At 71.9% G+C, this 24,704-nt stretch carries 21 protein-coding genes and 5 tRNA genes; 13 read left to right on the top strand and 13 right to left on the bottom strand.

Annotated features, from left to right (window positions below):
• Positions 1-230 precede the first annotated feature (230 nt).
• The 3 genes from ACFPCY_RS22390 to ACFPCY_RS22380 are packed head-to-tail and all read right to left on the bottom strand — an operon-like array spanning position 231 to position 2,764.
• Positions 231-1,070 carry an aminotransferase class IV gene (locus ACFPCY_RS22390; RefSeq protein ID WP_378258102.1) on the bottom strand — a complete coding sequence of 280 codons (840 nt, stop codon included), beginning with the start codon at positions 1,068-1,070 and terminating at the stop codon, positions 231-233.
• Positions 1,060-2,037 carry a chorismate-binding protein gene (locus ACFPCY_RS22385; RefSeq protein WP_378258100.1) on the bottom strand — a complete coding sequence of 326 codons (978 nt, stop codon included), beginning with the start codon at positions 2,035-2,037 and terminating at the stop codon, positions 1,060-1,062. Before ACFPCY_RS22385 ends, ACFPCY_RS22390 begins: the two co-directional genes overlap by 11 nt.
• 4 nt (positions 2,038-2,041) lie before the next feature.
• Positions 2,042-2,764, bottom strand: a complete 723-nt coding sequence (locus tag ACFPCY_RS22380; RefSeq protein WP_378258099.1) for an ArsR/SmtB family transcription factor — start codon at positions 2,762-2,764, stop codon at positions 2,042-2,044.
• A 121-nt stretch (positions 2,765-2,885) separates the two neighbouring features.
• On the opposite strand from ACFPCY_RS22380, the gene ACFPCY_RS22375 reads away from it, so the two are divergent.
• The 5 genes from ACFPCY_RS22375 (at position 2,886) to ACFPCY_RS22355 (ending at position 6,153) form a co-directional block, all read left to right on the top strand.
• Positions 2,886-2,957: transfer RNA gene (locus ACFPCY_RS22375), tRNA-Gly, on the top strand.
• 27 nt (positions 2,958-2,984) lie between these two features.
• Positions 2,985-3,055, top strand: a tRNA-Cys gene (locus ACFPCY_RS22370).
• Positions 3,056-3,059: 4 nt separating this feature from the next.
• Positions 3,060-3,131, top strand: a tRNA-Val gene (locus tag ACFPCY_RS22365).
• Positions 3,132-3,285: 154 nt separating this feature from the next.
• Positions 3,286-4,923: an ABC-F family ATP-binding cassette domain-containing protein gene (locus tag ACFPCY_RS22360; protein ID WP_378258097.1), complete on the top strand. Its 1,638-nt coding sequence runs from the start codon at positions 3,286-3,288 to the stop codon at positions 4,921-4,923.
• A 21-nt stretch (positions 4,924-4,944) separates the two neighbouring features.
• Entirely contained in the window at positions 4,945-6,153 is a 1,209-nt protein-coding gene (locus ACFPCY_RS22355) for an AAA family ATPase (protein WP_378258095.1), read from the top strand.
• Between the two features lie 104 nt (positions 6,154-6,257).
• Here ACFPCY_RS22355 and ACFPCY_RS22350 read toward each other — a convergent pair whose 3' ends face one another.
• Both ACFPCY_RS22350 and ACFPCY_RS22345 read right to left on the bottom strand, forming a co-directional pair.
• Entirely contained in the window at positions 6,258-7,394 is a 1,137-nt protein-coding gene (locus ACFPCY_RS22350; RefSeq protein WP_378258093.1) for a tetratricopeptide repeat protein, read from the bottom strand.
• A gap of 473 nt (positions 7,395-7,867) precedes the next feature.
• Positions 7,868-8,713: a hypothetical protein gene (locus ACFPCY_RS22345; protein WP_378258091.1), complete on the bottom strand. Its 846-nt coding sequence runs from the start codon at positions 8,711-8,713 to the stop codon at positions 7,868-7,870.
• 145 nt (positions 8,714-8,858) lie between these two features.
• Between ACFPCY_RS22345 and ACFPCY_RS22340 the strand changes: the two genes are divergently transcribed.
• The 3 genes from ACFPCY_RS22340 to ACFPCY_RS22330 all read left to right on the top strand — a co-directional run bounded on the left by ACFPCY_RS22340 (position 8,859) and on the right by ACFPCY_RS22330 (position 10,564).
• Positions 8,859-10,172, top strand: coding sequence for an alkaline phosphatase family protein (locus ACFPCY_RS22340; protein ID WP_378258090.1), 1,314 nt, complete (start codon positions 8,859-8,861; stop codon positions 10,170-10,172).
• Positions 10,173-10,387: 215 nt separating this feature from the next.
• Positions 10,388-10,459, top strand: a tRNA-Gly gene (locus ACFPCY_RS22335).
• A gap of 30 nt (positions 10,460-10,489) precedes the next feature.
• Positions 10,490-10,564: transfer RNA gene (locus tag ACFPCY_RS22330), tRNA-Val, on the top strand.
• 77 nt (positions 10,565-10,641) lie between these two features.
• On the opposite strand, the gene ACFPCY_RS22325 is transcribed toward ACFPCY_RS22330, so the two are convergent.
• A complete protein-coding gene (locus ACFPCY_RS22325; RefSeq protein WP_378258089.1) occupies positions 10,642-10,824 on the bottom strand; it encodes a hypothetical protein in 183 nt (60 codons plus the stop codon).
• A gap of 727 nt (positions 10,825-11,551) precedes the next feature.
• On the opposite strand from ACFPCY_RS22325, the gene ACFPCY_RS22320 reads away from it, so the two are divergent.
• Complete coding sequence (locus ACFPCY_RS22320) at positions 11,552-12,079, top strand: VOC family protein (RefSeq protein ID WP_378258087.1); 528 nt, start codon at positions 11,552-11,554, stop codon at positions 12,077-12,079.
• Here ACFPCY_RS22320 and pdxR read toward each other — a convergent pair.
• A complete protein-coding gene (gene pdxR, locus ACFPCY_RS22315; RefSeq protein WP_378258086.1) occupies positions 12,051-13,598 on the bottom strand; it encodes a MocR-like pyridoxine biosynthesis transcription factor PdxR in 1,548 nt (515 codons plus the stop codon). The two genes, ACFPCY_RS22320 and pdxR, sit on opposite strands and share 29 nt — an antisense overlap.
• An 81-nt stretch (positions 13,599-13,679) precedes the next feature.
• Between pdxR and ACFPCY_RS22310 the strand changes: the two genes are divergently transcribed.
• The gene (locus ACFPCY_RS22310; protein WP_378258446.1) at positions 13,680-14,282 is read left to right on the top strand and encodes a mycothiol-dependent nitroreductase Rv2466c family protein; all 603 of its coding nucleotides are present in this window, start codon (positions 13,680-13,682) and stop codon (positions 14,280-14,282) included.
• Between the two features lie 82 nt (positions 14,283-14,364).
• Here ACFPCY_RS22310 and ACFPCY_RS22305 read toward each other — a convergent pair whose 3' ends face one another.
• A complete protein-coding gene (locus ACFPCY_RS22305; RefSeq protein WP_378258085.1) occupies positions 14,365-15,987 on the bottom strand; it encodes an MDR family MFS transporter in 1,623 nt (540 codons plus the stop codon).
• Positions 15,988-16,097: 110 nt separating this feature from the next.
• Between ACFPCY_RS22305 and ACFPCY_RS22300 the strand changes: the two genes are divergently transcribed.
• Positions 16,098-16,814 (top strand): TetR family transcriptional regulator, encoded by a 717-nt coding sequence (locus tag ACFPCY_RS22300; protein WP_378258083.1) that lies wholly within the window; start codon positions 16,098-16,100, stop codon positions 16,812-16,814.
• Positions 16,815-16,835: 21 nt separating this feature from the next.
• Here the strand turns inward: ACFPCY_RS22300 and ACFPCY_RS22295 are convergent, their stop codons facing one another.
• The 3 genes from ACFPCY_RS22295 to ACFPCY_RS22285 all read right to left on the bottom strand — a co-directional run bounded on the left by ACFPCY_RS22295 (position 16,836) and on the right by ACFPCY_RS22285 (position 21,172).
• Positions 16,836-18,395, bottom strand: a complete 1,560-nt coding sequence (locus tag ACFPCY_RS22295) for an FtsW/RodA/SpoVE family cell cycle protein (protein ID WP_378258081.1) — start codon at positions 18,393-18,395, stop codon at positions 16,836-16,838.
• A 507-nt stretch (positions 18,396-18,902) separates the two neighbouring features.
• Complete coding sequence (locus ACFPCY_RS22290; RefSeq protein WP_378258080.1) at positions 18,903-19,214, bottom strand: SH3 domain-containing protein; 312 nt, start codon at positions 19,212-19,214, stop codon at positions 18,903-18,905.
• A gap of 242 nt (positions 19,215-19,456) precedes the next feature.
• Positions 19,457-21,172: an MFS transporter gene (locus ACFPCY_RS22285; RefSeq protein ID WP_378258078.1), complete on the bottom strand. Its 1,716-nt coding sequence runs from the start codon at positions 21,170-21,172 to the stop codon at positions 19,457-19,459.
• Between the two features lie 131 nt (positions 21,173-21,303).
• Here ACFPCY_RS22285 and ACFPCY_RS22280 point away from each other — a divergent pair, with 131 nt between their 5' ends.
• The gene (locus tag ACFPCY_RS22280; protein ID WP_378258076.1) at positions 21,304-21,981 is read left to right on the top strand and encodes a hypothetical protein; all 678 of its coding nucleotides are present in this window, start codon (positions 21,304-21,306) and stop codon (positions 21,979-21,981) included.
• A gap of 61 nt (positions 21,982-22,042) precedes the next feature.
• A complete protein-coding gene (locus ACFPCY_RS22275; protein WP_378258074.1) occupies positions 22,043-22,744 on the top strand; it encodes an SDR family oxidoreductase in 702 nt (233 codons plus the stop codon).
• A gap of 163 nt (positions 22,745-22,907) precedes the next feature.
• Here the strand turns inward: ACFPCY_RS22275 and ACFPCY_RS22270 are convergent, their stop codons facing one another.
• A complete protein-coding gene (locus tag ACFPCY_RS22270) occupies positions 22,908-23,510 on the bottom strand; it encodes an FMN reductase (protein WP_378258072.1) in 603 nt (200 codons plus the stop codon).
• On the bottom strand, positions 23,507-24,640 hold the full coding sequence (locus tag ACFPCY_RS22265) for an LLM class flavin-dependent oxidoreductase (RefSeq protein ID WP_378258444.1): 1,134 nt from the start codon (positions 24,638-24,640) through the stop codon (positions 23,507-23,509). The genes ACFPCY_RS22270 and ACFPCY_RS22265 overlap by 4 nt, the downstream gene beginning before the upstream one ends.
• Positions 24,641-24,704 lie beyond the last annotated feature (64 nt).

The following is a 24,704-nucleotide window of genomic DNA, read 5'->3' as shown; positions in this document are numbered from 1 at the left end:
GCAGGTCGGGAGCTTGCAGGTCGGGAGCGTGTGGGCCGTCCGGAGATGTCCACGGTGACCTCCAAAAGGGCGTCACCGCTAACGTGACCGATGAGACGAACGGCGTAAAGACCTAAGCGATCATCGATTCGTCCGCGCCGGGGTCACGGGCGCGCGATCACTGGTCCCGCGCGCGATCACGCACCGGCCCGCGGCCATCCGGCCCGGGGTCAGGCGTCAGGGGTCAGGCGTCAGGGGTCGGAGCGCTCGGCGGAGCGGTCGGCGAAGATCTCCATCGCCTTGCGGGTCACCGGGCCGGGCGCGGCGGGCAGGACCGTGTCGTCCACCTTGCGGATGGGCTGCACGTCCCTGGTCGTGGACACCAGGAACGCCTCCTCGGCGCGGTACAGCTCCGGCAGCGGCAGGTCGCCCTCGACGCCGCCGCACCATTCGAGGACGAGCTCGCGCGTGACGCCCGCCAGGCAGCCCGACTCCAGCGTCGGCGTGACGAGCTCGCCGTCCAGGACGACGAAGACGTTGCTGCCCGTGCCCTCGCACAGGTTCCCGGCGAGGTTCCCGAAGATCGCCTCGCCGCCCCCGCGCTCCTTGGCGTAGGCCAGCGCGAGGGCGTTCTCGGCGTAGGACGTCGTCTTCAGCCCGGCCAGCGCGCCGTGCTCGTTGCGCTTCCACGGGACCACGACCACGTCGGCGGTCTCGGGGAACGGGTGCTGCTCGGCCACGATGATCGTCACCGTCGGGCCCTCGTCGCCGCGCGCGGAACCGAGCGGGCCGGGACCGGAGGTGTAGGTGATCCGGATCCGGGCGAGCGGCCAGTCCGGCGCGGACGCCAGCGCCTCGCGGGCGCCCTCGGCCAGCGCCGCCTCGTCCGGCGCGGGCAGGCCGAGCCCCGCGGCCGACCGCGCCAGCCGCCGCAGGTGCCGGGTCAGCGCGAACGGCTCCCCGCGCACCGCCTTGACCGTCTCGAACACGCCGTCCCCGACCAGCACGCCGTGGTCGAAGACCGACACGACCGCCTGCTCGGGGTCCAGCAGGGCCCCGTTGACCCACACCTTCGCCCGTTCACCGCTCACCTGATGCCACCTCCAGTAGCCGGGCCGCCTTCAGCTCGGTCTCACGCCATTCTCCCAGCGGGTCGGACCCCCAGGTGATCCCGGCCCCCGTCCCGAACCGGAGCAGGCCGTCCTCGGCCCAGAACGTCCGGATGCCGACCGCCAGCGCGCCGTGTCCCGCGTCCGCGTCCACCCAGCCGACGGCCCCGCAGTACGGGCCGCGCGGCACGGGTTCGAGCTCGTCGAGCAGGGACAGCGCGCTGCGTTTCGGGGCGCCGGTCACCGAGCCGGGCGGGAAGGTCGCCTCGATCAGCTCCGGCCAGCCCGCGCCCGGCTCCAGCTCCGCCCGGACGGTCGAGACGAGGTGCACCAGCCCCGGATGCTCCTCCAGCGCGAGCAGCTCCGGCACCTTCACCGACCCGACCGCCGCGACCCGTCCGAGATCGTTGCGGACGAGATCGACGATCATGACGTTCTCGGCGCGGTCCTTGGGCAGCAGGTCGGCCTCGGTACGCCCGGTGCCCTTGATCGGCTTGGACGTGACCGTCCGGCCGTCCCGCGCCAGGTACAGCTCGGGCGACGCGGACGCGATCGCCATGCCCGGAAGGCTCGCCGTCATCGCGTAGGGCGCCGGATTGCCTTCGGCCAACCGCGCGCCGAGGCCCGCGATGTCGGCGCCGTCCGCGAGCGGCGCGGACAGCACCCGGCAGAGGTTCGCCTGGTAGACGACGCCGTCCGCGATCTCGGCCCGGATCCGCTCGACGCCGCGGACGTACTCGTCCCGGTCGAGCGACGAACGCCACTCCCCCGGCGGACGCCACGGGCCGTCCGGGTGCGGCGCGGGCCGGACGTCCTCGAACCGCGCGCAGGTGACCTTGCCCTCGTAACTGACGACGACCGCCCACCAGCCCCGCGAGTCCAGCGCCGCCGGATCGCTGGTCACCTCGGCGAGCCCGGTCGCCAGCATCCCTCCGACGTGCGCGAACATGCCCCTAGTGTGCCGTCAGCACGCAACCGAAGGAGTCGGCGAGCCCCCGCAGGCCGTCCTCGGTGACGGTCAGCGCCCGCCGCTCCCGGCCGCGCTCGAACCAGCCCAGCTCGATCAACCGGCCGGTCAGGGCCGCGCCGAGCGCCCCGTTGAGGTGCGGACGGCGCTCGGTCCAGTCCAGGCAGGCCCCGGCGAACCGCCGCCGCCCGCGGCGCAGCGCGGGCACGTCCAGCCCGATCTCCTCGAACCGGTGCTCGCCCTTCTCGGTCGTCGCGTACGGGACGCCCGTCCCGACCGGCCGGCCGCCGTCCGGCTCGATCATGCCGCCGTCCACCAGCGCCGCGAACAGCGCGACGCCGGCCTCCCCGGCGAGATGGTCGTAGCAGGTCCGGGCCGTGTGCAGCCGCCGCGCGAGCCGCGACTGCCGCAGCCCCCGCACCTCGACGTCCGGGCTGATCCGGCTCAGCGCCTCGATCACCGCGGCGACCTCGTCCCCGGCGAGCCGGTAGTAGCGGTGGCGGCCCTGCGCGACCACGCTCACCAGGCCGCCGTCCAGCAGCTTCCCCAGGTGCGCGCTCGCCGTCTGCGGGCTCACCCCGGCGACCCGGGCGAGCTCCCCGGCGGCCAGCGGCCGCCCGTCCAGCAGCGCCGTCAGCATCGCCGCCCGCGCCCGGTCGGCCATCAAGGCGGCCACCGGCGCGATGTCGGAGTCATAGGCCAAGCTCATGCCCCCGAGCCTAGGCCGACGACGCTTCCACGCCCGTCGAAGCGTCCTTCGGTAATCCGGTTTGGGGAAGCGGCGCGGACACGCTAATGTTCTCTTGTCGCCGGGGGAACCCGGAGGGCACGCGGAAGTGGCTCAGGGGTAGAGCATCACCTTGCCAAGGTGAGGGTCGCGGGTTCAAATCCCGTCTTCCGCTCTGAGAGGCCGAGCACGGCCTCGCTCTGGTGGAGTGGCCGAGAGGCGAGGCAACGGCCTGCAAAGCCGTGTACACGGGTTCAAATCCCGTCTCCACCTCTGCGGGCGATTAGCTCAGTGGGAGAGCGCTACCTTGACACGGTAGAGGTCACTGGTTCAATCCCAGTATCGCCCACGTGACGGGCCATCGTGGCCGGCGTATACGCGCCGTCGCGGTGGCCCGCAGTGTTTTTCGGGGACGGGTGCCCGGCGTTTTCCAGGGACTTCCCGGTGCCGGGCCGGGCCTCGCTCCGCACGGGTGCGCTGGTCGCGACGGTAGCGTTTGCGGTGTGAGTGCCACTCTTGTCGCCAAGGACCTTGCCGCCGGGCATGGGGACCGGCTCCTTTTCTCCGGGCTCGATCTCGTCGTGGCTCCCGGCGATGTCGTCGGGCTGGTCGGCGTCAACGGGGCCGGAAAGTCGTCCTTGCTGCGGCTGCTCGCCGGGGTGGACGCGCCGGAGGGCGGGTCGGTGCGGCTCAGCCCGCCGAACGCGCTGGTCGGGTACCTGCCGCAGGAGCCCGAGCGGCGTCCCGGCGAGACCGTCGAGGCGTTCCTCGGACGCCGGACGGGCGTCACGCAGGCCCAGGCCGACCTCGATGCGGCGACCGAGGCGCTCGTCGGGCAGGCCGAGGGCGCGGACGACGCGTACGCCGAGGCGCTGGAGCGGTGGCTGGCGCTCGGCGGCGCCGATCTGTCCGATCGGGCCGGCGAGGTCGCGGCGGAGCTGGGGCTCACGGTCGAGCTCGACCGTCCGATGACGGCCCTGTCGGGCGGGCAGGCGGCGCGGGCCGGGCTCGCCTCGCTGCTGCTGAGCCGGTACGACGTGTTCCTGCTGGACGAGCCGACCAACGACCTGGACCTGGACGGCCTGGAGCGGCTGGAGCGGTTCGTCTCCGAACTGCGGGCCGGGACCGTTCTGGTCAGCCATGACCGCGAGTTCCTGGCCCGGACCGTCACGCGCGTCCTGGAACTGGATCTCGCGCAGCAGCAGGTCAACGCCTTCGGCGGCGGGTACGAGGCTTACCTCGCCGAGCGGGAGGTCGCGCGGCGGCACGCGCGGGCCGACTACGAGGAGTACGCCGGCAAGCTCTCCTCGCTGAAGGAGCGGGCGCAGACGCAGCGGGCGTGGATGGACAAGGGCGTCAAGAACGCACGCCGGAAGGCGGGCGACAACGACAAGATCGGGCGGAAGTTCCGGTCCGAGGCGAGCGAGAAGCAGGCGGCCAAGGCGCGGCAGACCGAGAAGGCGATCGAGCGGCTGGAGGTCGTCGCCGAGCCGCGCAAGGAGTGGGAGCTGCGGATGGAGATCGCCGCGGCCCCGCGTTCGGGCGCCGTCGCGGCGACGCTGCGCGGCGCGGTCGTGCGGCGCGGGTCCTTCACGCTCGGGCCGGTCGATCTGGAGGTCAGCTGGGCCGACCGGGTGGCGATCACCGGCGCGAACGGCGCGGGCAAGACGACGCTGCTCGGGGCCTTGCTGGGACGCGTCCCGGTGGACGAGGGCCACGCCGCGCTCGGGCCGGGCGTGCTCGTCGGCGAGATCGACCAGGCGCGGGGGCTGTTCCTCGGCGACGCGGCGCTGCTCGACGCGTTCGGCGCGGCCGTGCCGGAGATGACGGTCGCCGAGGCCCGGACGCTGCTCGCGAAGTTCGGGCTGCGCGCCGAACACGTCCTGCGGCCGGCCGGAACGCTCTCGCCCGGCGAGCGGACGCGGGCGGCGCTCGCGCTGCTCCAGGCGAAGGGCGTCAACCTGCTCGTCCTGGACGAGCCGACCAACCACCTCGACCTTCCGGCGATCGAGCAGCTCGAATCGGCGCTCGACTCCTACACGGGCACGCTGCTGCTCGTCACGCACGACCGCCGCATGCTCGACGCCGTCCGCACGACGCGGCGGCTGCGCGTCGAGGACGGCAAGATCGCCGAGTTGTGACCCGGTGATAGTTTCGAGTGCATGGTCGACGAAGATCCCCTGATGGGCGGGCTGCTCAGGGCGGTGGAGGCCGATCCCGGCAACGCCGCGCTGCGGGTGCACGTCGCCGAGATGCTGCTCCAGCGGGGACGCGCGGCCGAAGCGCTGGAGCACTGCACGAGGGCCGTCTCCGCCGACCCCGCGAGCCCCGAGGCGCTGCGGCTCCTCCAGGAGATCACCGCCGCGCTCAACGGCGCGTCCGCCCCGGCGGAGCCGCCCGCGCCCGCTTCTCCTCCTCCCGCTCCCGCGGAGCAGCCGTTCGACTGGGCGTTCGCCGAGCGCCAGCTGGGCGGCGACGCGTTCGAGGACGACCCGGTCGACGAGCCCGAACGCCTCCGGCTCGACGACGTGGCGGGCATGGACGACGTCAAGCGGCGGCTCAACATCTCCTTCCTCGGCCCGCTGCGCACACCCGAACTGGCCGGCGCCTACGGCAAGAACCCCTCCGGCGGCCTGCTGCTCTACGGACCGCCCGGATGCGGCAAGACGTTCATCGCGCGGGCGCTGGCCGGAGAGATGAACGCCAGCTTCTACCCCGTCGAGATCGCCGACGTGCTCGACGCCTACGTCGGGCAGGGCGAGCGGCACGTCCGGCAGTTCTTCGAGACCGCCCGGCGGAACGCGCCGTGCGTGCTGTTCTTCGACGAGCTCGACGCGCTCGGCCAGAAGCGTTCGCACCTGCGGAACAGCAGCTGGCTGCGGACGATCGTCAACTCGCTGCTCGCCGAGATGGACTCGGTGCGCGGACGCAACGACGGCGTGTTCGTCCTCGGCGCGACCAACCACCCGTGGGACGTGGACAGCGCGCTGCGCCGTCCCGGACGGTTCGACCGGATGGTCCTGGTCCTCCCGCCGGACGACGAGGCCCGGGCGGCGATCCTGCGGTCCGGGCTCCGGGACCGTCCGGTGGGCGACGTCCGCATCCCCCTGCTGGTCAAGGCCACCGACGGCTTCTCCGGCGCGGACCTGGTCCACCTGGTCGACTCGGCCGCCGAACTCGCCCTGGCCGACGCGATCAGCTTCGGCGAGCGCCGTCCGATCACCGAACACCACTTCCGCACCGCCCTCGCCGAGATCCGGCCGAGCACCGGCCCCTGGTTCCAGACGGCCAAGAACGTCGCGATGTTCGGCAACGCCGACGGCACCTACGACGAACTACTCGCCTACCTGAAACGCACCCGCCAGCTCTGATGCCACCCCTCGGACGGTCGCGCTCGGCCGTGCGACTCCGGCGCTCACGGGCTTCGGTTCCCATGCGGCTTTCTCTGATCCCGCATGCCAGCTGTTCGCGGGCCTCAGCGGTTCGAGTGCAGACGTTCGCGCACCTCCTGGCGTTGCGCGGCGGCCTTCTGCTTGCGGGCCTTCCTCGCCTGGCGGGCCGAAAGACGCAGGCCCGGCACGAGCAGCGTGACGGCGCCCAGGAGGAGCAAGGCCTCGAACGGGACGGGCACGAACGCGAAGACGCGCATGACCGGCGTCGGCGCGAATCCGAAGACCAGCAGGAAGACGAGGGAGAACGAGCCCACCGCGAGCGACGTCCGGCCGTTGTCCCTCCGGATGAACGCGCGCAGGACGTGCGCCCTGACACTCGCATCGAGCTGCGCGACCCGCGCGCCGATGGCCGTGCCCAGCAGCATCAGGATCCCGAGGGACACCCAGGCCACGACCCGCACGGCTCCGAGGGCCTCCGGACCCGGCGTCCACTTGGCGAGGAACCAGATCTGGAGCGCGATCGTGCTCAGCGCGGCGAAGAGCACCACCCAGCCGGTCGGGTTGAGCACCGCGCTCTGCATCCTGGCCGGGATCTCGGCGTCGCGGGGGTCGGCGACCGTGGCGTCCCGCAGCCGGTGGATGCCCGTCACCATCCGGCCGGCCTCGATCTCGGCCTCGCCGAGCAGCCGCAGCGCGTCCGCGTCCTGCGGGTCGATCGCCAGCGAGCGCTGCAACGCGGCCCGCGCCTCCTGCGGCTTCTGGGCGCGCAGCAGCGCCTCCCCGAACACCGCGTGCGGGACGGCCTCCTCTGGGGCGAGCGACGCCGCCGTTCCCGCCACGTCCAGCGCTTCGGCCTCCATGCCGCGCACCTTGAGCAGCGCCCGGGCCAGCTCGACGTGCGGCTGCCACATCTCCGGCGCGACGCGGACCGCCTGCCGCAGGAACTCGGCCGCCTGGACCGGCCGGTCCTGGAGGCTGTGCAGGTAGCCCCTCATGATGTAGCCGTCCGGATGCTCCGGGGCGAGCTCGATCACCCTCTGCGCGGCGGACGCGGCGAAGTCGAACTGGCCCAGAAGCAACTGCGCGTGGGCGATCCGGTGCCACACGGGCATCGCGTCCGGATACTCGGCCACCGCGCCCCGCAGCAGCTCGGCCGCCTCCGCCGCCCGCCGAAGTTCGAGCAGTCCGTCCACCCGCGCACAGATCGCCTCAAGCTCCATGATCCAACACCGTATTGGCTGACCAGGCCTGCCGCGTTCACCACCACCCGCCACCGCCCGAACGCCCCACCCCACTCCGAGAACTCCCAGCCCCCGACCAGCGCTCCCGCACGCCACCCCACACTCACGCCCGACACCCGGCCTCGCCGGTGCCATGCCTCGCTACCGACCGCCGCCCCAGCTTTACGGCCGACACCCGGCGCTCACAGCCCCCCCTGCCGCACTCGAGTCACCGGCTGCGCAAGGTCACCGTGCTGCGTCCACGAACGCCGCCACGCGCTGACGAATGAAGCGCCGGGTTCACGACGCGCCGCACTCGCGGGCACCGACCACACCGTGGACGACGACCGCGTCCCAGGCACGCCTGCACTCACAGAGGCCGAGGCGCCGGGCTCACGGGCGCCACGCCGCCCTCGCGAACGCCGCGTCGCGGTCTCGAAGCACCGCCGAACCCTTGGAAGCTCGTAATGGGTTCAGGGGCGGGTTGCTCGGGCGGCCAGGCGGAGGATCCGGGTGCGGGTGTCGCCGTCCGGCCAGATGGAGAGGCGGTCGGGAGGCCAGGCGTAGCTGGGGAGGCCGTCGTGGTGGAGGTCGGCGATCCTCGGCTCGTGCAGGGACGCGGCGGAGAAGCGGTACAGGGCGGCGGCGCGCTGGTTGATCACGCCGTAGTCGAGGAGGCGCGGCAGGCCGCCTTCGCTGTGGATCAGCGTCTCGGCGGTCAGGCCGGTGAGGGGGTAGCGCTCGGGGAAGCTCCGGCGCAGGTCGAGGAAGAAGCCGACCGTTCCCTTGCGCGGATCGCCGAGGAGGGGACCGAGCGGGGCCAGCGTGCCGAGGGCCAGGCGCGGCCGGGCGACCATGGCGTGCGTGTAGAGGACGCGCATGAGCGCCACGTTCATCATGAAGCGCTCGGCGGGCAGCTCGGCCAGGGCTAGATGCAGGTTCTCCAAGTATCCGGCGACGACGCTGGCATTGTGGGCGCGGTACCAGGCTGCAGGGGACGGCCTGCGCAGGAACCGTTGCCAGAGCGCGACGCGGGGATTGGCCGCCGGGGTGCCGTCGAGAAGCGCGGCTTCGGTCTTGTCGCGGAGCAGGTGCTCGTTGACGGCGCGCCACCACGGGCTTCCGGGCGGGTCGCCGTCCGGCGGGTTGAGGACGCCGCGGGCGATCGTCCAGCGCAGGAAGCTCAGTTCGGCGCGGCCGTAGCGCGCGTGGCGGCCCCGGTAGAAGGCGGCGGCGAGGCGCAGACGGGCGCTCGGGGGCCCGTTCCGGACCGTGCCGATCCTCGCCGCCGCCTCGGCGGCCGCGTCGCTGTCTCCCACACCCCCAGTGTGGCAAAGCGCGCGGCCCGCGATTCGGGTGAGGGTTTTTCGGGTTTTTGTTCTTCGGCATTCGAGACCTGTTCTTCCGCTCGTGCCCCATACGTGGCGATACTCCTCAGGCGGTCCGGTGAGTGGAGGGAGTCCCATGGGCATCGACGACCTGACGCGGCGCGGGTTCCTCGCGGGGACGGCGGGCGCCGCCGCCGTGCTGGCGGCGGGCGGGACCGAGGCCGGGGCGTCGGCCTCCACCCGCGCCCCCGTCGCGGCACTGCCCGCGCCGGAGAAGTCGGGCATCGACCACATCGTCGTCGTGATGATGGAGAACCGCTCCTTCGACCACTACCTCGGCTGGCTGCCCGGCGCGGACGGCAGGCAGGAGGGCCTGACCTTCACCGACGCCAAGGGCGAGAAGCACGCCACGCACCACCTGACCGTCCCGTGGGGATGCGGGTTCAACGACCCCGACCACTCCTACGCGGGCGGACGCACCGAGTACAACGGCGGCGCGTGCGACGGCTGGCTGCGCGCGGGGAACAACGACGTGTTCTCCATCGGCTACTTCAAGGGCCCGGACCTCGGCTTCCACGGCCACGCCGCCCGCGACTGGACGGTCTGCGACCGCTACTTCCCGGCGGTCATGTCCTCCACCTTCCCGAACCGGATCTTCCAGCACGCGGCGCAGACCGACCGGATCTCCAACACCTTCACGATCTCCCAGCTCACCACCATCTGGGACCGGCTGAAGGCGAAGCGGGTCTCCTGCCGCTACTACTTCAGCGACGTGCCGTTCACCGCGCTCTGGGGCCTGAAGCACCTGGACATCAGCCGCAACATCGCCGAGTTCTACGCGGACGCGAAGGCCGGGCGCCTGCCCGCCGTCAGCTTCGTCGAGCCCGGCTTCCTCGGCGAACTGCTGCCCGGGATGTCCGAGGACGAGCATCCGCTCGCCGACATCCGCCTCGGCCAGCACTTCCTGAACAACGTCTACACGGCCGTCACCACCTCCCCGAACTGGCCCCGCACCCTCTTCGTGATCAACTACGACGAGTGGGGCGGGTTCTTCGACCACGTCCCGCCGCCCGCCGGCCCGGACCCGCGCCCCGACCTCGGCACCGGCCTGCGCGGCTTCCGCGTCCCCTGCCTCCTGATCTCCCCGCGCGCCCGGCGGCACGCGATCGCGCACGAGGTCTACGACCACACCTCGGTCCTGAAGGCGATCGAGTGGCGCTGGGGCCTCGCGCCCCTGTCCGTCCGGGACGCCGCGGCCCGCAACATCGCCGAGGTGCTCGACTTCCACGCCGAGCCGAACACGCACGCCCCGCAGTACAAGGTCCCGAGGCCGGACACGCGCGGCTGCCTGGAGCCCCACCCGCACACCGGCGACGACTGGCACGACCTCGCCGCCTACGCCGCCCGCAACGGCTTCACCACCGGACGCCGCCGGCCCGGCCCCCGCTGATCGCCCCCCTGATCGACACGCCCACTGTTCGACACGTCCCGCTGATCGACACGTTCCGCTGATCGACGCGGATCCAGTGATCGGCGCGGCGCCGCCGGCCAGCGCGCCCCCGCTGATCAACACGGCCCCGATGTCACATCCACTCGGAATCCACGCTAATCTTTTCCCTGTCGCCGCGAGGGACCGCCCCGGAAGGGAAGGCCCGAGCAGCACACGCGGAAGTGGCTCAGGGGTAGAGCATCACCTTGCCAAGGTGAGGGTCGCGGGTTCAAATCCCGTCTTCCGCTCTCCGGCCCACCCTCTGGGGTGGACGTTCCGGGCGATTAGCTCAGTGGGAGAGCGCTACCTTGACACGGTAGAGGTCACTGGTTCAATCCCAGTATCGCCCACCAGCAGCGCGTTTCACCGAAGCCCGTCTCCTCGCGAGGCGGGCTTCGCGCTTTCCGCGCGAGGTGCCCGCGATCGCGGATCAGGGTGTGAGTTCGGCGATCACCTGCCTGACGTGGGACGCGGCGGCGGGGGCGAGGTCGATGGGGCGGTGCAGCATGGAGTTGTCCACCGGCGTCGTCACCTGGCGGCCCGACCGCTCCAGCGCCTCCGGCCCGTGGTCGATGACGTGCGCCTCCCACGAGCACGTCACATACGCCCGCACCCCCGCGCCACCTCCGCCTTGCGCACCACCCGCGCCCTGCACGCCACCCCCGTCCTGCACGCCGCTCTTGCCCTGCACGCCACCCCCGCCCCGCACGTCGCCCCCGCCCCCTCAGGCCACCCCCGCCCCGCACGAACTCGCCGACCGTCCGCAGGTCGGCCGGCACCTTGAGGGTGCGGGGCGCGCGGACGGCCGCCGGGTCACCGCCCAGCGCCGCCACGATCTCGCCGAGGCCGTCGTAGGCCCACTCGACCCGCCAGCCGGGCCAGGTGCGGGCCGGCACGGCGAGCGCGGCCTCGCGGAACGCGGCGTCCCCGTGCACGTCCCCGAACCACAGCAGCCGGCGCTCGTCGTGGTCGATCAGCGCCGCCCCGTCGCACATGGCGTCGTCGGTCCACCCTTCGGTCTCGGCCTGGAGCCCCGCGAACCGGGTGGCCTCGGCGGGGCCGGGCAGTAAGTCGGCCGCCATCGAGGCGCCGCCCCACTGCGAGTAGTGCCGCGTCCAGGCTCCGGCCTGCTTGATCACGTAATGCGCTCGATCTCCCATGCCACTCACCGTAGTCGTTCGATTGCAGTGCGAAGGCACGATCGAGGGGCGCTTCTCGCACAAACGGTGGCCGCATCCGGCCAACCAGCGGGTTGGGGTGGCGCACAAGTCCGAAAGGCTGGCCAGCGGCCAACCAACCCTCCATTCTTCGGTTTGAAGACATCCAGCAGAAGGAGAAACATGGCGGGCATCACTCGGCGGTCGGAGAGGGAACCGTTGCTGAAGACGCGGTTCCTGTCGCACGGGACGCTGGAGGTGGTGGACCTCCAGGCGTCGCGGCGGTTCTACGAGGAGGTCCTCGGGCTGGAGGTGATCCAGCACGCGCCGATCGCGATGATGGTGCGGCTGGGCGGCGACCACGTCTACGTGTGCGTCGAGACGCCGAAGGCCGCGCAGCACGAGATGCCCCTCCTCGGGCACAACGGCATCGACCTCGCCACCCGCGAGGAGGTGGACGAGGCGCACGCGAAGATCTCGGCGGTCAAGGACGAGTACGGCATCCGCAAGATGACCAAACCGGTCGACCAGCACGGCACCTACGCCTTCTACCTGCAGGACCTCGACGGCAACTGGTGGGAGATCTGCCACCTGCCGGCCGGCGGCTACGCCTTCCGGTTCCGCGACGCGCGCCACGACCTGACCGGCCGCGACGTCTCCAAGGACGAAGCCGACCGCGTCTTCAAGAAGGGTCTGGAAGAGATCGGCTGATCGCGCCGCCCGCCCGTCCCGAGCCGGGCCGGGTGGTTCCCGTGCGCGTGCCTGACGGGCCGTCCGCGGCCTCTCTGAAGGCCCGAGCGAGAAGGGCGAGTCCTGCGGGCACACGGTCGGTCGGGATGGCGCCGTAGCCGAGCACGATTCCCGAGGGAGAGCCGTCGTCGCCGTAGCTCATCAGGCTTTCGGCGGCGACGCCCAGCCGCCCCGCCCTGGCCAGCACTGACGGAACATCGACCGGAACGTCCGGCTTGAGCAGCGCGCACAGGTGAAGCCCGGCGGTCGAGGGCACCGGATCGAGCCAGGCGGACAGGTCGCCGTCCAAGGCTTGGACGATCAGTTCGTGTCGAGCAGCGTAGATCCGGGTCGCCTTCCGGACGTGACGGGGCAATTCTCCCGAGTCGATGAACCGCGCGAGGGCCGCCTGGGCGACGGGGTCGCCGTGCCAGTCGGAGAGCCGTCGAGCCGTCCGCAACGCCGGTTGCAGCGAGGCGGGCGCGACGAGAAAACCGACGCGCAGCATCGGCAGAAGGGTTTTCGAGAAGGTTCCGACGTAAACGACGCGTCCGGCGCGGTCGAGACTGTGGAGCGGATCGAGGGGCCGGTCGGAGAAGCGGAACTCGCTGTCGTAGTCGTCCTCGATGATCACGGCGTCGTGGCGCCCGGCCCAGTCGAGCAGGGCGGCTCGACAGGCCAGGGACATCGGCGTACCGAGAGGGAACTGGTGCGAGGGCGTCACGTGGACCAGGCGCGCGCCGTCCGGAAGAGCTGCCACGTCGATGCCTTCGCTATCGACGGGGACGGGCACGACGCGGGCGCCGAGCGAGCGAAACAGGCGCCGGACCGGCGGGTAGCCGGGATCCTCGACGGCCGCGACGTCGCCGGGTTCGAGCAGGACGCGTCCGATGAGATCGAACGCCTGCTGAGCTCCCTGGGTCACCAGCACATCCTCGGCGCGTGCGCGAACCGATCGCGAGAGGCCCGTGTGGCGAGCGATCGCCTCGCGCAACGCGGGATGCCCGGCCGGGTCACCGTATCCGGCGGCCCCGATGGTCGAGACGCGCCACTCCGCCGTGACCAGCCGCCGCCAAACCGGGAGAGGGAACAGCGCCGCATCGGGCGTGCCTACACGGAAGTCGTAGGCGGGCGTTCCCGGCTCGCCCGGCGGCTCGGCGAGCGCCTCCCAGATCGGACGCGCCCGGACGGCGTCGCCCTCGGGAACCTCGCGGACGCGTCCCACCGGAGCCTGCCCGACAAAGGTGCCGGACCCGACGCGGGCGACGAGCAGGCCCTCGGCGGTCAACCGTTCGTAGGCGATCGAGACGGTGTTGCGCGAGACGTCCAGGCGGCGGGCAAGTTCGCGGGTCGGCGGCAGGCGCTCGCCCGGACGCAGGCGTCCGTCCAGGATCGCGTCCAGGAGCTGCCGGTGGATGCGGGACGCGAAGTCTCCGGGGCCGTCCAGGCTGATGTGCAGGTCGATCGCGATTGGCCTGTCGAGATGGGCGGGAATTGGCACTACTGGACGCCGATCGTAGGGCGTTGACTGGCGGCACCGAGAATCTGGACGATCTGGAGCACCCCTTTGACCACCGTCGACATGTGGTTCGACCCGAAGTGCCCCTGGGCATGGAACGCCTCGCGCTGGCTGCTGGAGGTGGAACGCGTCCGCGACGTGCAGGTGCGCTTCCACGTCATGAGCCTCTGGCTGCTGAACGACGGCCGCGAGGACCTGGAGGACTGGTACCGGACGTGGCTCACCGACACCCTCGGTCCGGTCCGCGTGGCGATCGCCGCCGAGCAGAAGTACGGACCGTCCGTCCTGCGCGACCTCTACAACGCGCTGGGCAACCGCATCCACCACGAGAAGACGCCGATCGGCCGCGACCTCTATGTAAGCGCGCTGGACGAGGTCGGTCTGGACCGCGGCCTGGCCGAAGCCGCCGACACCAGCGATCACGACGAGACCCTACGGGCGAGCCATCACGCAGGCCTCGACCCGGTAGGCGAGAACCTCGGCACTCCCGCAATCCACGTTCCCGGACCGGACGGCAACGTCAACGCGTTCTTCGGTCCGGTCGTCACGCCGGTCCCCCGCGGCGAGGACGCAGGCCGCCTCTGGGACGGCGTCCTCCTCGTCTCCGCCACGCCGGGCTTCTACGAACTCAAACGCGGCCGCACCGAGTCTCCCCGAGTCGACTGACCCTCGCCGTCCGCCGACAGCCGACGAGCCCGTCCCGGCGTCCGGGACGGGCTCGTGGCGTAAGTGAGGCCGCGTGGCTGGATCAGTGGGCCGGGACGGTGTCCACTGCGGTCTCCTCGGGCGTCTCGGACTTCTTGGCGGGGGCCGAGCCGCGGAGCGGGACCTCCTTGATGAACCAGGCGGCGACGAAGGCCAGGGCCGCGAGGATCGCGCCGCCGATGGCCACGCCGTGCAGGCCGCTGGTGACGCCCGCCTCGAACGCCTCGCGGACGGGGGCGGGGAGCTTCGGCAGCAGTTCGGGGGTGATGTGCGCGCCGCCCGAGGCGATGCGGTGGCCCTCCGCCGGGGTGAGGCGGTCGGAGACGACGTTCTCCAGGCGGTGGGTGTAGATCGAGCCCAGCAGGGCCACGCCGAGGGAGCCGCCGATGGTGCGGAACAGGGTGACCGCGCCGCTGGCCGCGCCCATGTCGCGCAGTTCGACGCTGTTCTGCGTGACCAGCATGCTGATCTGCATGATGAAGCCCATGCCGAGGCCGACGCCGAGGGTCAGCAGCGAGCTGGTCGCGGTCGAGGTGTGGACGGTCAGCATCAGCAGGACGAGCATCCCGCCGGTGAGCACCGCGCCGCCGATGATCGGGTAGATGCGGTAGCGGCCGTTGCGGGTGATGAGCTGGCCGGTGGTGAGCATCACCGCGAGCATGCCGAACATCAGCGGGAGCAGCAGCAGGCCGCTGTTGGTCGGGGAGGCGCCCTGGACGTTCTGCATGTATTGCGGCAGGAAGTTCACCGCGCCGAACATCGCGGCGCCGACCAGGAAGCTGAGGATCTGCGCGGCGGTGAAGTTGCGGCTGCGGAACAGCCGCATCGGCAGGATCGGCTCGGGCACGCGGTTCTCGGCGAAGACGAAGGCGATCAGCGAGATCACGCCGACGACGCCGAGGCCGATGATCTGGGACGAGGCCCAGGGGTACTCGCTGCCGCCCCAGCTCGCGACCAGGGTGATGCAGACGACGCCGACGGTCAGCAGCGTGGCGCCGATGAAGTCGATCTTGGCCTTGAGCCGGCGCGAGTGCAGGTGCATGCCGAAGCCGGTGACCAGGAGCGCGACCGCGCCGATCGGGACGTTCACGTAGAACGCCCAGCGCCAGCTCAGGTGGTCGGTGAGGAAGCCGCCGAGCAGCGGGCCGCCGACGAACGCGACCGGCATCATGCCGCCGATCATCGCCTGGAACTTGCCGCGCTCGCGCGGCGGCACCAGGTCGCCGATGATCGCCATCGCGCCGACCATCAGGCCGCCGGCGCCGAGGCCCTGGAGCGCGCGGAAGCCGATCAGCTCGTTCATGTTCTGCGCGAGGCCGGACAGCATCGAGCCGACCAGGAAGATGACGATCGAGGACATGAACATGCCCTTGCGGCCGTACAGGTCACCGAGCTTGCCCCAGATCGGCGTCGCGGCGGCGGCCGCCAGCGCGTAGGCGGTGACGACCCACGACAGGTGGGCGAGGCCGCCGAGGTCACCGACGATGGTCGGGAGGGCGGTCCCGACGATCAGGTTGTCGAGCATCGCCAGGAACATGCCGAGCATGAGCCCGAAGATGCCGATGTAGATCTGGCGCTGGCTGTTGGCGTCGCTCCCCGCGGCGGGGGGCGTCCCCGGCCCGCCCGCGGCGGGCGGCGCGGCCTGCCCGTTTCCTGCCTGCGACATCGCTAGTCTCCCCTGGAGGACGGGTTCTCACTTACTTGCCGTCCGGCTAGTTTGCTTACCTGTCGTACGGTAGGCTCTGAACTAGCCGGTCGTCAAGTAAGTTTCAGGGCATGGGAGTGATCATGGGCGGACGACGAGGCGACACCCGGGAGCAGATCCGCAGGGTCGCCCTGGAGCTGTTCGCCGAGCAGGGCTACGAGAAGACCTCGCTCCGCGAGATCGCCGAGCGGCTCGGCGTGACCAAGGCGGCCCTGTACTACCACTTCAAGACCAAGGAGGACATCATCTCCAGCCTCTTCGACGAGTTCGGAGAGAAGGTCGACGAGCTGCTGGAGTGGGCGAGCTTCGAACCGATGACCCGAGAGCGCCGGGTGGAGATCCTGGACCGCTACGCCGACCTGCTGCGCGGCCCGGCGGGCGACCTCATGCGCTTCATGTCGCAGAACCAGCAGGAGATCCGCGACCTGAAGCCGGGCGAGGACGCGCGGCAGCGGTTCCGCAGGCTCGCGCGCGTCCTGGCGGACGACCGCGACCCGGTGATCGACCAGCTCCGCGCCCGGCTGTCCATCATGTCCCTGCACATGAGCGTGTTCCTGACCGGCGACATGAAGATCGCCGACGAGGAGCGGCACGAGGCCGCCCTGGAGATCGCCATGGACCTGATCGGCGGACGCCCGTCCCGCGACGACGACGGACAGAACGCGCCGCACGACGCGTCGCAGAACGCGCCGCACGACGCGCCGCAGGGCGACGGACAGGACGCGTCGCAGGGCGACGGACAGGACGCGTCGCAGAGCGCGTCGCTGCGGGAGAAGTCCGCTAGTTGAACCGAACGGCCTGGATGCGCGTCACGGGCGAAGGCTGACGATCTGGGTCATGCCTTCGTCCTGGATCGCCTGCGGCGGCGGACGGCGGACGCTGTCGCTGATCCGCACCAGGACGGCGATCAGGATCCAGTTCGCCATCAGCGACGATCCGCCCTGCGTCATGAACGGGGTCGTGATGCCCGCGAACGGGATGAGTCCGGTGACGCCGCCGACGATGACGAAAAGCTGGAGCGCGAACACGAACGCGACGCCGCCCGCGAGCAGCCGGTTGAAGGCGTCCTTGGAGGCGACCGCGATGCGGAAGCCGCGCTGGACCAGCAGCAGGTAGACGGTCAGGATCGCCATCGCGCCGGTCAGGCCGAGCTCCTCGCCGAGCGAGGTGAAGATCTCGTCGCTGAACGCCAGCGGCGTCAGGAACGGACGGCCCTGGCCGAGGCCGGTGCCGAGGATCCCGCCCTGGCCCATCGCGAACAGGCCCTGTTCGAGCTGCGAGCTGTCGGAGTACTGGCCGCCCATCGCGGTGCAGTCGGCGATCGGATGGGCGTGCCCGACGCCGAACTGGCGCAGGATCTGGCCGTTCTTCAGCTGGCAGCCGCCGTTGAAGTAGGGGCCGGGGTCCTTCCAGATCTCGACCCGCTGCACCAGGTGCTCCAGCGGGCCGTGCACGGCGACGCCGAGGTAGTAGACCGACACCGAGCCGAGCGCGAACAGCAGCACGCCGATGACGACGTAGCCGCCGCGTCCGGTGCCGAGGTACAGCATGCAGACCAGCAGGCCGAAGAACAGCAGCTGGAAGCCGAAGTCGTTCTGGATCAGCAGCACCCCGATGCTGAGCAGCCAGATCACCACGATCGGCATCAGGTGCCGGGCGCGCGGCAGCGCGATCGGGCCGACCCGGCGTCCGGTGACGGCCATCGCCTGGCCGTTCTTCGCCAGGTAGCCCGCGAACAGGGTGATCAGCGCGAGCTTGGAGAACTCGGCGGGCTGCACCGAGAACGGGCCGAGCCGGATCCACACCCGCGCGCCGTTGATGGACGCGCCGATGCCCGGCACGATCGGCAGCACCAGGAACAGCAAGCCGGCGAACCCGAGCGTGTAGTGGTAGCGGCGCAGCGTCCGCGGGTCCCGCAGGAGCAGGACGAACACGGCGAACAGGCCGAGCGACAGGGCCGTCCAGAGGAGCTGGCCCGCCACGTTCGCGCCCGCGCCGTACGGGACGTAGTGGCCGCCGGGATGGTCGTGCTCGTACTGGAGCTTGCCCTGGAGGTAGTCGGCGGCGGTGGTCTGGTCGATCCGGTAGATGATCGCCAGCCCGACGCCGTTGAGCAGCATCGCGCACGGGACGAGCAGGGGGTCGGCGTGCGGCGCCCATCGCCAGACCACGCCGTAGGCGACCAGGGACAGCGCCACGATCGCCGCGCCGTAGCCGAACAGCGAGCTCGGCAGCCTGCCGTCCCGCGCGAGCCCGATCTGCGCGAACGCCGAGACGGTCACGATGAGCGCGAACACCAGCAGCGCCAGGGAGGCCGCGCGCCGCGGCCCCGGGAACCGGTGCGGCGGCGCGCCGTCGGACGCGCTCACAAGGCCGCCTTTCGGACGGAGCTCGGGGGCGTCTCGCGGAGGGGACGGGAGGAGAACACACCCAGATGTTTGCACATTTGCGCAACGAATAAATACGATGGTGCGCATTCGGGACGGGGCGTGCCGTGGACGCCGGCCGCTGACCCGCGGCGTCCACGGCACGCCCCGTTTCCGGAGAAGGCCGCCGTCCGGGCCTCTCGTGACCAGGCCCGGACGGCCGGCCCCCGGCGCGGCGCGGCGCGACCGCGGTCGCGGTCGCGCGGCGAGGGGGCCGTCAGGCGGCCCCGGTCCCGGAGGACCACCCGATCCGTCCTCCGGGGCCGGGGTCACGGGCGCCCGGGCGTTTCCGCACCGGACCGCCGCGCGGCCCGGACCGAGCGCCCCAGCTCCCCGTCCGCACCGGGGGCGGTCGCGGGGCGGTCCGGACGGGAACGCTCCAGGCGATGCCGCCGTCCGTCCGACCGGACCCCACCATCCCGGTCGGCCGGACGGTCCCGGACGCCGGTCCTAGACGTTCGCCAGGTAGGAGTCGGCCGCCCAGCCGCGACCGCCGCCGGCGCGCAACTGGACCCAGCCGTGCTGGGACGAGCACGCGCCGTCCACCCGGGCGTTCGGGGGGAGCTTGGCCACGACGCCGTACCGCGCGCCGGGGCCGGACCGGACGTGCAGCGTGCCTCCCGGGTGGACGCCCACCACCCGGTAGTGGCAGGCCCCCGAGGGCCCGGTCGCGGCCGACGTGTTCGCGGTGACATGTCCGGATCCGAACGACGAGAACGTGAGCAGGGGAACGGCCACCGCGGCGACCTCCCAGAGCGTCATGAGAACCCTCCTTAACGCATCGCACTGTCAGTTGATTAAATGCAACACGCGCTCGGGGGCGCCTCAAGAAAGCTCTTGGTCTCCCGGACGCCATGTAACGTTCCAGAGAGTCGAATACCGGCAGGTAGGTGACTTTCCGGCGCGGCCGTCCGCCGCAACTTAGGCATGCCTTACTCACCGTGCGGTGAGCCGGCACGGGCGGGTTCCCCCGCCACCGCGCCAGCTCCCCGAAGGACGCCGGCTCAGTGCACCCGGCTCGCGGTCCGGGCGGCCGGCTCGGCGTGCTCGTCGTGGACGAACCGGCTCCCGCGCAGCAGCGACGCGACGGCCGCGACCAGCGACATCGCGATGGCCAGCGAGAACACGATCACCAGCCCGTGGTGGAACGGCCCGGAGATCAGGTGCGGGAAGTAGGAGCGGCCGGTGAGCTCGGCGGCGTCCTTCGGCGGCAGCGAGGCGAGCACGCCGCCCTGGCCGAGCAGGTTGCCGATCGGGTTGTAGCCGAGGAACGCGGCGAACAGCGTCCCGACCGGCGGCAGGCTCGCCACATGGCCGGCCGCCGGCGCCGGGACTCCGTGCGCGGTCAGCCCGCCGGACAGCGTGGTCGGCAGCCGGTCCGCCAGGCCCGCGATCATCAGCGAGAAGAACACGCCGATCGACAGCACCATCCCGGCGTTCATGAAGGTGGCGCGCATCCCGGACGCCACGCCGCGCTGGTCCGCCGGGACGGAGTTCATGATCGCGGTGGTGTTGGGCGCGGCGAACAGCCCCGAGCCCAGCCCGTTCAGGAAGATCAGCAGCGCGAACAGCCAGTACGGGAAGTCGGTCGGGATGAGCAGCAGGCCCGCGAAGGCCGCCGCCGACAGCAGCAGCCCGCCGGACGCGAACGCCCGCGCGCCGTGCCGGTCCGACAGGTGTCCCGACAGCGGCCCGGCGACCAGGAACCCGAGGGTCAGCGGCAGCAGGTAGATCCCGGCCCACAGCGGCGTGTCGGCGAAGTCGTAGCCGTGCAGCGGCAGCCAGATGCCCTGGAGCCAGACGATCAGCATGAACTGCATGCCGCCGCGCGAGACCGCGGCGAGCAGCCCGGCGGCGTTGCCCGCGGCGAACGCGCGGATCCGGAACAGGCCGAGCCGGAACATCGGCTCGGCGACGCGCGTCTCGACGACGCAGAACACCGCGAGCAGCGCGATCCCGCCGATGATCCCGGCGAGCACCCACGGGTTCGTCCAGCCCATGACGTGCCCGCCGTAGGGCTGGATGCCGTAGGTGATCGCGGCGAGCAGCGCGGTGAGCCCGGCGGCGAAGGTGAGGTTGCCGAGCCAGTCCAGGCTGATCTTCGTCGCGCGCTGGCGGGTCTCCACCAGGCTGCGGTAGGCCCAGACCGTCCCGAGGACGCCGATGGGCGCGGAGGCGAAGAACACCAGCCGCCAGTTCACCTCGCTGAGCAGGCCGCCCGCGACGAGCCCGAGGAAGCTCCCGGCGATGCCCGCGACCTGGTTGACGCCCATCGCCATGCCGCGCCGGTGGGCGGGGAACGCGTCGGTGAGGATGGCGGCGGAGTTGGCCATGAGCATCGCGCCGCCGATGCCCTGGAAGATCCGCCAGGCGATGAGCCAGACCGCTCCCCCGGTGCCGTGGAACGGGTCGAGCGCCAGCACGACGGTGCCGACCGTGAACACCGCGAATCCCGCGTTGTACATGCGGACGCGGCCGAACAGGTCGCCGAGGCGGCCGAGCGTCACCACGAGGACGGCCGACACCAGCATGTAGCCCATCAGGATCCACAGCAGGTAGCTAACGTTCCCCGGCTGGAGCGGGTCGAGGTGGATGCCCCGGAAGATCGCGGGCAGCGAGATGATGACGATGGACGAGTTGACGGTGGCCAGCAGCATGCCGAGCGTCGTGTTGCTCAGCGCGATCCACGAGTAGTGGGGGGACGTGCGGGCGGTGCCCAACGCGGACCTCCGGGAGGGCGAGGACGGACGGACGCGGACGGGGCCGAATAGTTGCTTATGCTAACTAACCTACGCCGAAAGGGTGGCATACGTCACGTGGGGGTAGGAGTGCGGCGAAGGAGGCGCCGCCCGTGACCGACTTCCATCTCGCCCGCGACCTGGCCGACGCCGTCCTGCTCGCGGCAGGGCGCCCGCGCCGCGCCCTCGCCCCGCCCGGACCCGGCGGCGCGTCCCGCGTCCGCGCCGACTGCCTGCTGCGCGCCGGGCCCGCCGCGCGCGTCCGGATGCGGCTGCGCTTCCTGCACGTCCAGGTCCGCCGGGTCGAGCCGGACGGCGTCTCCGACGGTCACGGCGTCGCGCTGCACGCCGGGGACGAGGCCGTCCCCGAGGAGCTCGACCCGGAGTACCGCCTCGCCGACCTGCTGGACGCCGAACGCACGCTCGCGCGGGTCGTCCCGGCGCGGCGGATGGTCGAACCGCTCGGCTGCGGACGCGTCGTCCGCAGCCGCTGGCCCATCCAGGTCCTCATGCGCACGCGCGCCGGACGCGACCGGGACGGCGAGGTGACGCGGCTGAGCGTGGAGGTCCTCAACATCACCGACTGGCCGCACTCGCTCGCCCCGGACGAGGCGCTGCGGCGCTCGCTGCTCGTCCCGCACCTGATCGTCGCGCTGGACGGCGGCGCGTTCGTCCGCCCCGACGGCCCGCCCGGACGGGACGCGCTCTGGCCCGTCCTCGTCGCGGACGATCTGCTGCTCGCCTCGCCCGTCCGGCTTCCCGACCGTCCCGGCACGAAGATCCCCGGCTAGCGGCGGCATCCGCCCGCACGCGGTTGACCTGGAGCGCGCTCCAGGTGATGGGATCTGCGGCATGACCGACACCCACGTCACCCTCATCACCGGCGGCGGCACCGGCATCGGCGCGGCCACCGCCCGCGAGCTGATCTCCGCCGGGCGGAAGGTCGCCATCACCGGCCGCCGCCGGGAGCGCCTCGACGAAGTGGCCAAGGAGCTCGGCGAGCCCGACGGGCTGCTGACGATCGCGGGCGACGCGGCCGACTACGGGCACGTCGAGGCGGCCGTCCGGGCCACGGTCGAGCGGTTCGGGCGCCTCGACGCCGTCGTCGCGAACGCGGGCGGGGCCAAGGGGCGCTCGGTGGCCGACTCCGATCCGGACGACATGCGCGAGATGGTGCTGACCAACGTGCTCGGCCCGGCCTACCTCATCCGCGCGGCGCTGCCCGCGCTGACCGAGTCCAAGGGCCGGATCGTGATCGTCGGCAGCGTCGCCGGGTTCGTGAACACGCCCGGCAACTTCTACGGCGCGACGAAGTGGGCGATGACGGGCCTGGCGGAGAACACGCGCCGCCTGGTGTCGTCCGACGGGGTGGGCGTGACGCTCATCGCGCCGGGCGCGACCGAGTCGGAGTTCTGGGACCACGTCGGGACGCCCGACTACCCCCACATGCTCACCTCGGAGGACATCGGCCGCGCCATCGTCTGGGCCGTCACGCAGCCCTACGGCGTGGACGTCAACACCATGGTCGTCCGCCCGATCGGCCAGGCGAACTAGCACCCGGCCGACCCGCGCGGCGACCTCACCCGGCCGCCCCCCGCGCGGCGACCTCACCCGGCCGACCCGCGCGGCGGCCCGTCCGGTCGACCGGTCCGCCGCCGCGCCCGGCCGTTCGGGCGACCCGTCCGGCCGGCCCGTCCGCCGCCGCGCCCGGCTGCGGTCACTCCTTGAAGAGCAGGCTCTCGAAGGGGACCGGCTCGTCGAACGGGTCGGGCTTGGCGGCGGGGGCGCGTCCGGCGATCGTGTCGGCGAGCTCCCGCCCGGCCTGGGCGATCCGGCCGGAGAGCTCGCCGCTCCCCCAGTCCTCGGTGGCCGCGTACACGGCGGTCGGCTCGACGGCGGCGCGCAGGTACGCGAACAGCGGGCGCATCGCGAAGTCGATCGCGAGCGAGTGCCGGGGCGTGCCGCCGGTCGCGCCGAGCAGCGTCGGCGTGTTCTCGATCGCGTCCTTGTCCAGGACGTCGAAGAACGTCTTGAACAGGCCGCTGTAGGACGCCTGGAACACCGGCGTCACGGCGATCAGGCCGTCCGCGCCGGTCACCGCCTCGACGGCGGCCTTCAGGTCCCCGGCCGGGAAGCCGCTGACCAGGTTGTTCACCAGGTCGTGGCCGAGCGCGCGCAGCTCGACCGTCGCCACGACCGCCTCGTCGCCCCGCTCGCGCAGGGCCTCGGCGGTCGCCGCGGCGAGCCGGTCGGCGAGCATCCTGGTCGAGGACGGGTCGCGCAGGCCGGACGAGACGACCGCCAGGCTGCGGGTGGTCATCGCGCGACCTCCTCCTTCGCCGAGTCGTCACCGGCCGGCGCGACCTGCTCGGCCTGCTCGGCCGTCTTCGCGGCGAGCAGGGAGCCGTGGGTCGGCGCGTCCGGGACGTGCGCGGGACGTCCGATCGCGAACTCCTTGCGCAGCACCGGGACGACCTCCTCGCCGAGGATGTCGATCTGCTCCATGACCATCTCCTCGGGCAGGCCCAGGTCCAGCGTGAAGAGCTGGCGCTGGTAGTCGCCGACGGAGTCGCGGAAGGCGAGCGTCCGCTCGATGACCTGCTCGGGCGTGCCCACGGTCAGCGGCGTCGTCTTCATGGTCTCCTCAAGGGAGGGACCGTTCGCGTACACGTAGGACGTGGCGAAGTACGGCCGGAACTCGCGGATGGCGTCCTCGGCCTTGGGCCGCATGTAGACCTGCCCGCCGAGACCGACGATCGCCTGGTCCGCGGCGCCGTGGCCGTAGTGCTCGAAGCGCCGCCGGTAGAGGGCGACCATGCGCTGCACGTGCTCCATGGGCCAGAAGATGTTGTTGTGGAAGAAACCGTCGCCGTAGTAGGCCGCCTGCTCGGCGATCTCGGGGCTGCGGATCGAGCCGTGCCACACGAACGGCGGCACGCCGTCCAGCGGACGCGGCGTCGCGGTGAAACCCTGGAGCGGCGTGCGGTGCTCGCCCTTCCAGTCCACCGAGTCCTCGCGCCAGAGGCGGTGCAGCAGGTGGTAGTTCTCGATCGCCAGGTCGAGGCCGTCGCGGATGTCCTTGCCGAACCACGGATACACCGGCGCGGTGTTGCCGCGGCCCATCATCAGGTCCACGCGGCCGTCGGCGAGGTGCTGCAGCGTCGCGTAGTCCTCCGCGATCTTCACCGGGTCGTTGGTGGTGATCAGCGTGGTGGCGGTGGAGAGCACCAAACGCTCCGTCCGGGCCGCGATGTACCCCAGCAGCGTGGTCGGCGAGGACGGCACGAACGGCGGGTTGTGGTGCTCGCCGGTCGCGAAGACGTCGAGCCCGGCGGCCTCGGCGCGGCGCGCCATCCGGACCATCATCCGGATCTTGTCCCGCTCGCTCTGCACCCGTCCGGTCGCCGGGTCGGTCGAGACCTGGCCGACCGAGAAGATCCCGAACTGCATCATCACGGCTCCATTTAGTAGAAGGTTCAACTACCTTAGCGGAGCCTCGGTCGGCGATATTCCC

Origin of the sequence: Actinomadura gamaensis (assembly GCF_042652125.1) — a bacterium.
In the GTDB taxonomy this organism is placed as follows: domain Bacteria; phylum Actinomycetota; class Actinomycetes; order Streptosporangiales; family Streptosporangiaceae; genus Spirillospora; species Spirillospora gamaensis.
The sequence above is the reverse complement of the archived record's forward strand: the minus strand, read 5'-3'. Positions and strand labels throughout refer to the sequence as shown.

Bases quoted from the DNA above. Each gene is read 5' to 3' on its own strand.
- ACFPCY_RS22355 (WP_378258095.1), top strand. From the start codon at position 4,945: ATGGTCGACGAAGATCCCCTGATGGGCGGGCTGCTCAGGGCGGTGGAG.
- ACFPCY_RS22300 (WP_378258083.1), top strand. From the start codon at position 16,098: ATGGGAGTGATCATGGGCGGACGACGAGGCGACACCCGGGAGCAGATC.
- ACFPCY_RS22270 (WP_378258072.1), bottom strand. From the start codon at position 23,510: ATGACCACCCGCAGCCTGGCGGTCGTCTCGTCCGGCCTGCGCGACCCG.
- ACFPCY_RS22310 (WP_378258446.1), top strand. From the start codon at position 13,680: ATGTGGTTCGACCCGAAGTGCCCCTGGGCATGGAACGCCTCGCGCTGG.
- ACFPCY_RS22320 (WP_378258087.1), top strand. From the start codon at position 11,552: ATGGCGGGCATCACTCGGCGGTCGGAGAGGGAACCGTTGCTGAAGACG.
- ACFPCY_RS22290 (WP_378258080.1), bottom strand. From the start codon at position 19,214: ATGACGCTCTGGGAGGTCGCCGCGGTGGCCGTTCCCCTGCTCACGTTC.
- ACFPCY_RS22385 (WP_378258100.1), bottom strand. From the start codon at position 2,037: ATGTTCGCGCACGTCGGAGGGATGCTGGCGACCGGGCTCGCCGAGGTG.
- ACFPCY_RS22380 (WP_378258099.1), bottom strand. From the start codon at position 2,764: ATGAGCTTGGCCTATGACTCCGACATCGCGCCGGTGGCCGCCTTGATG.
- ACFPCY_RS22340 (WP_378258090.1), top strand. From the start codon at position 8,859: ATGGGCATCGACGACCTGACGCGGCGCGGGTTCCTCGCGGGGACGGCG.
- ACFPCY_RS22275 (WP_378258074.1), top strand. From the start codon at position 22,043: ATGACCGACACCCACGTCACCCTCATCACCGGCGGCGGCACCGGCATC.
- ACFPCY_RS22305 (WP_378258085.1), bottom strand. From the start codon at position 15,987: ATGTCGCAGGCAGGAAACGGGCAGGCCGCGCCGCCCGCCGCGGGCGGG.
- ACFPCY_RS22265 (WP_378258444.1), bottom strand. From the start codon at position 24,640: ATGCAGTTCGGGATCTTCTCGGTCGGCCAGGTCTCGACCGACCCGGCG.
- ACFPCY_RS22350 (WP_378258093.1), bottom strand. From the start codon at position 7,394: ATGGAGCTTGAGGCGATCTGTGCGCGGGTGGACGGACTGCTCGAACTT.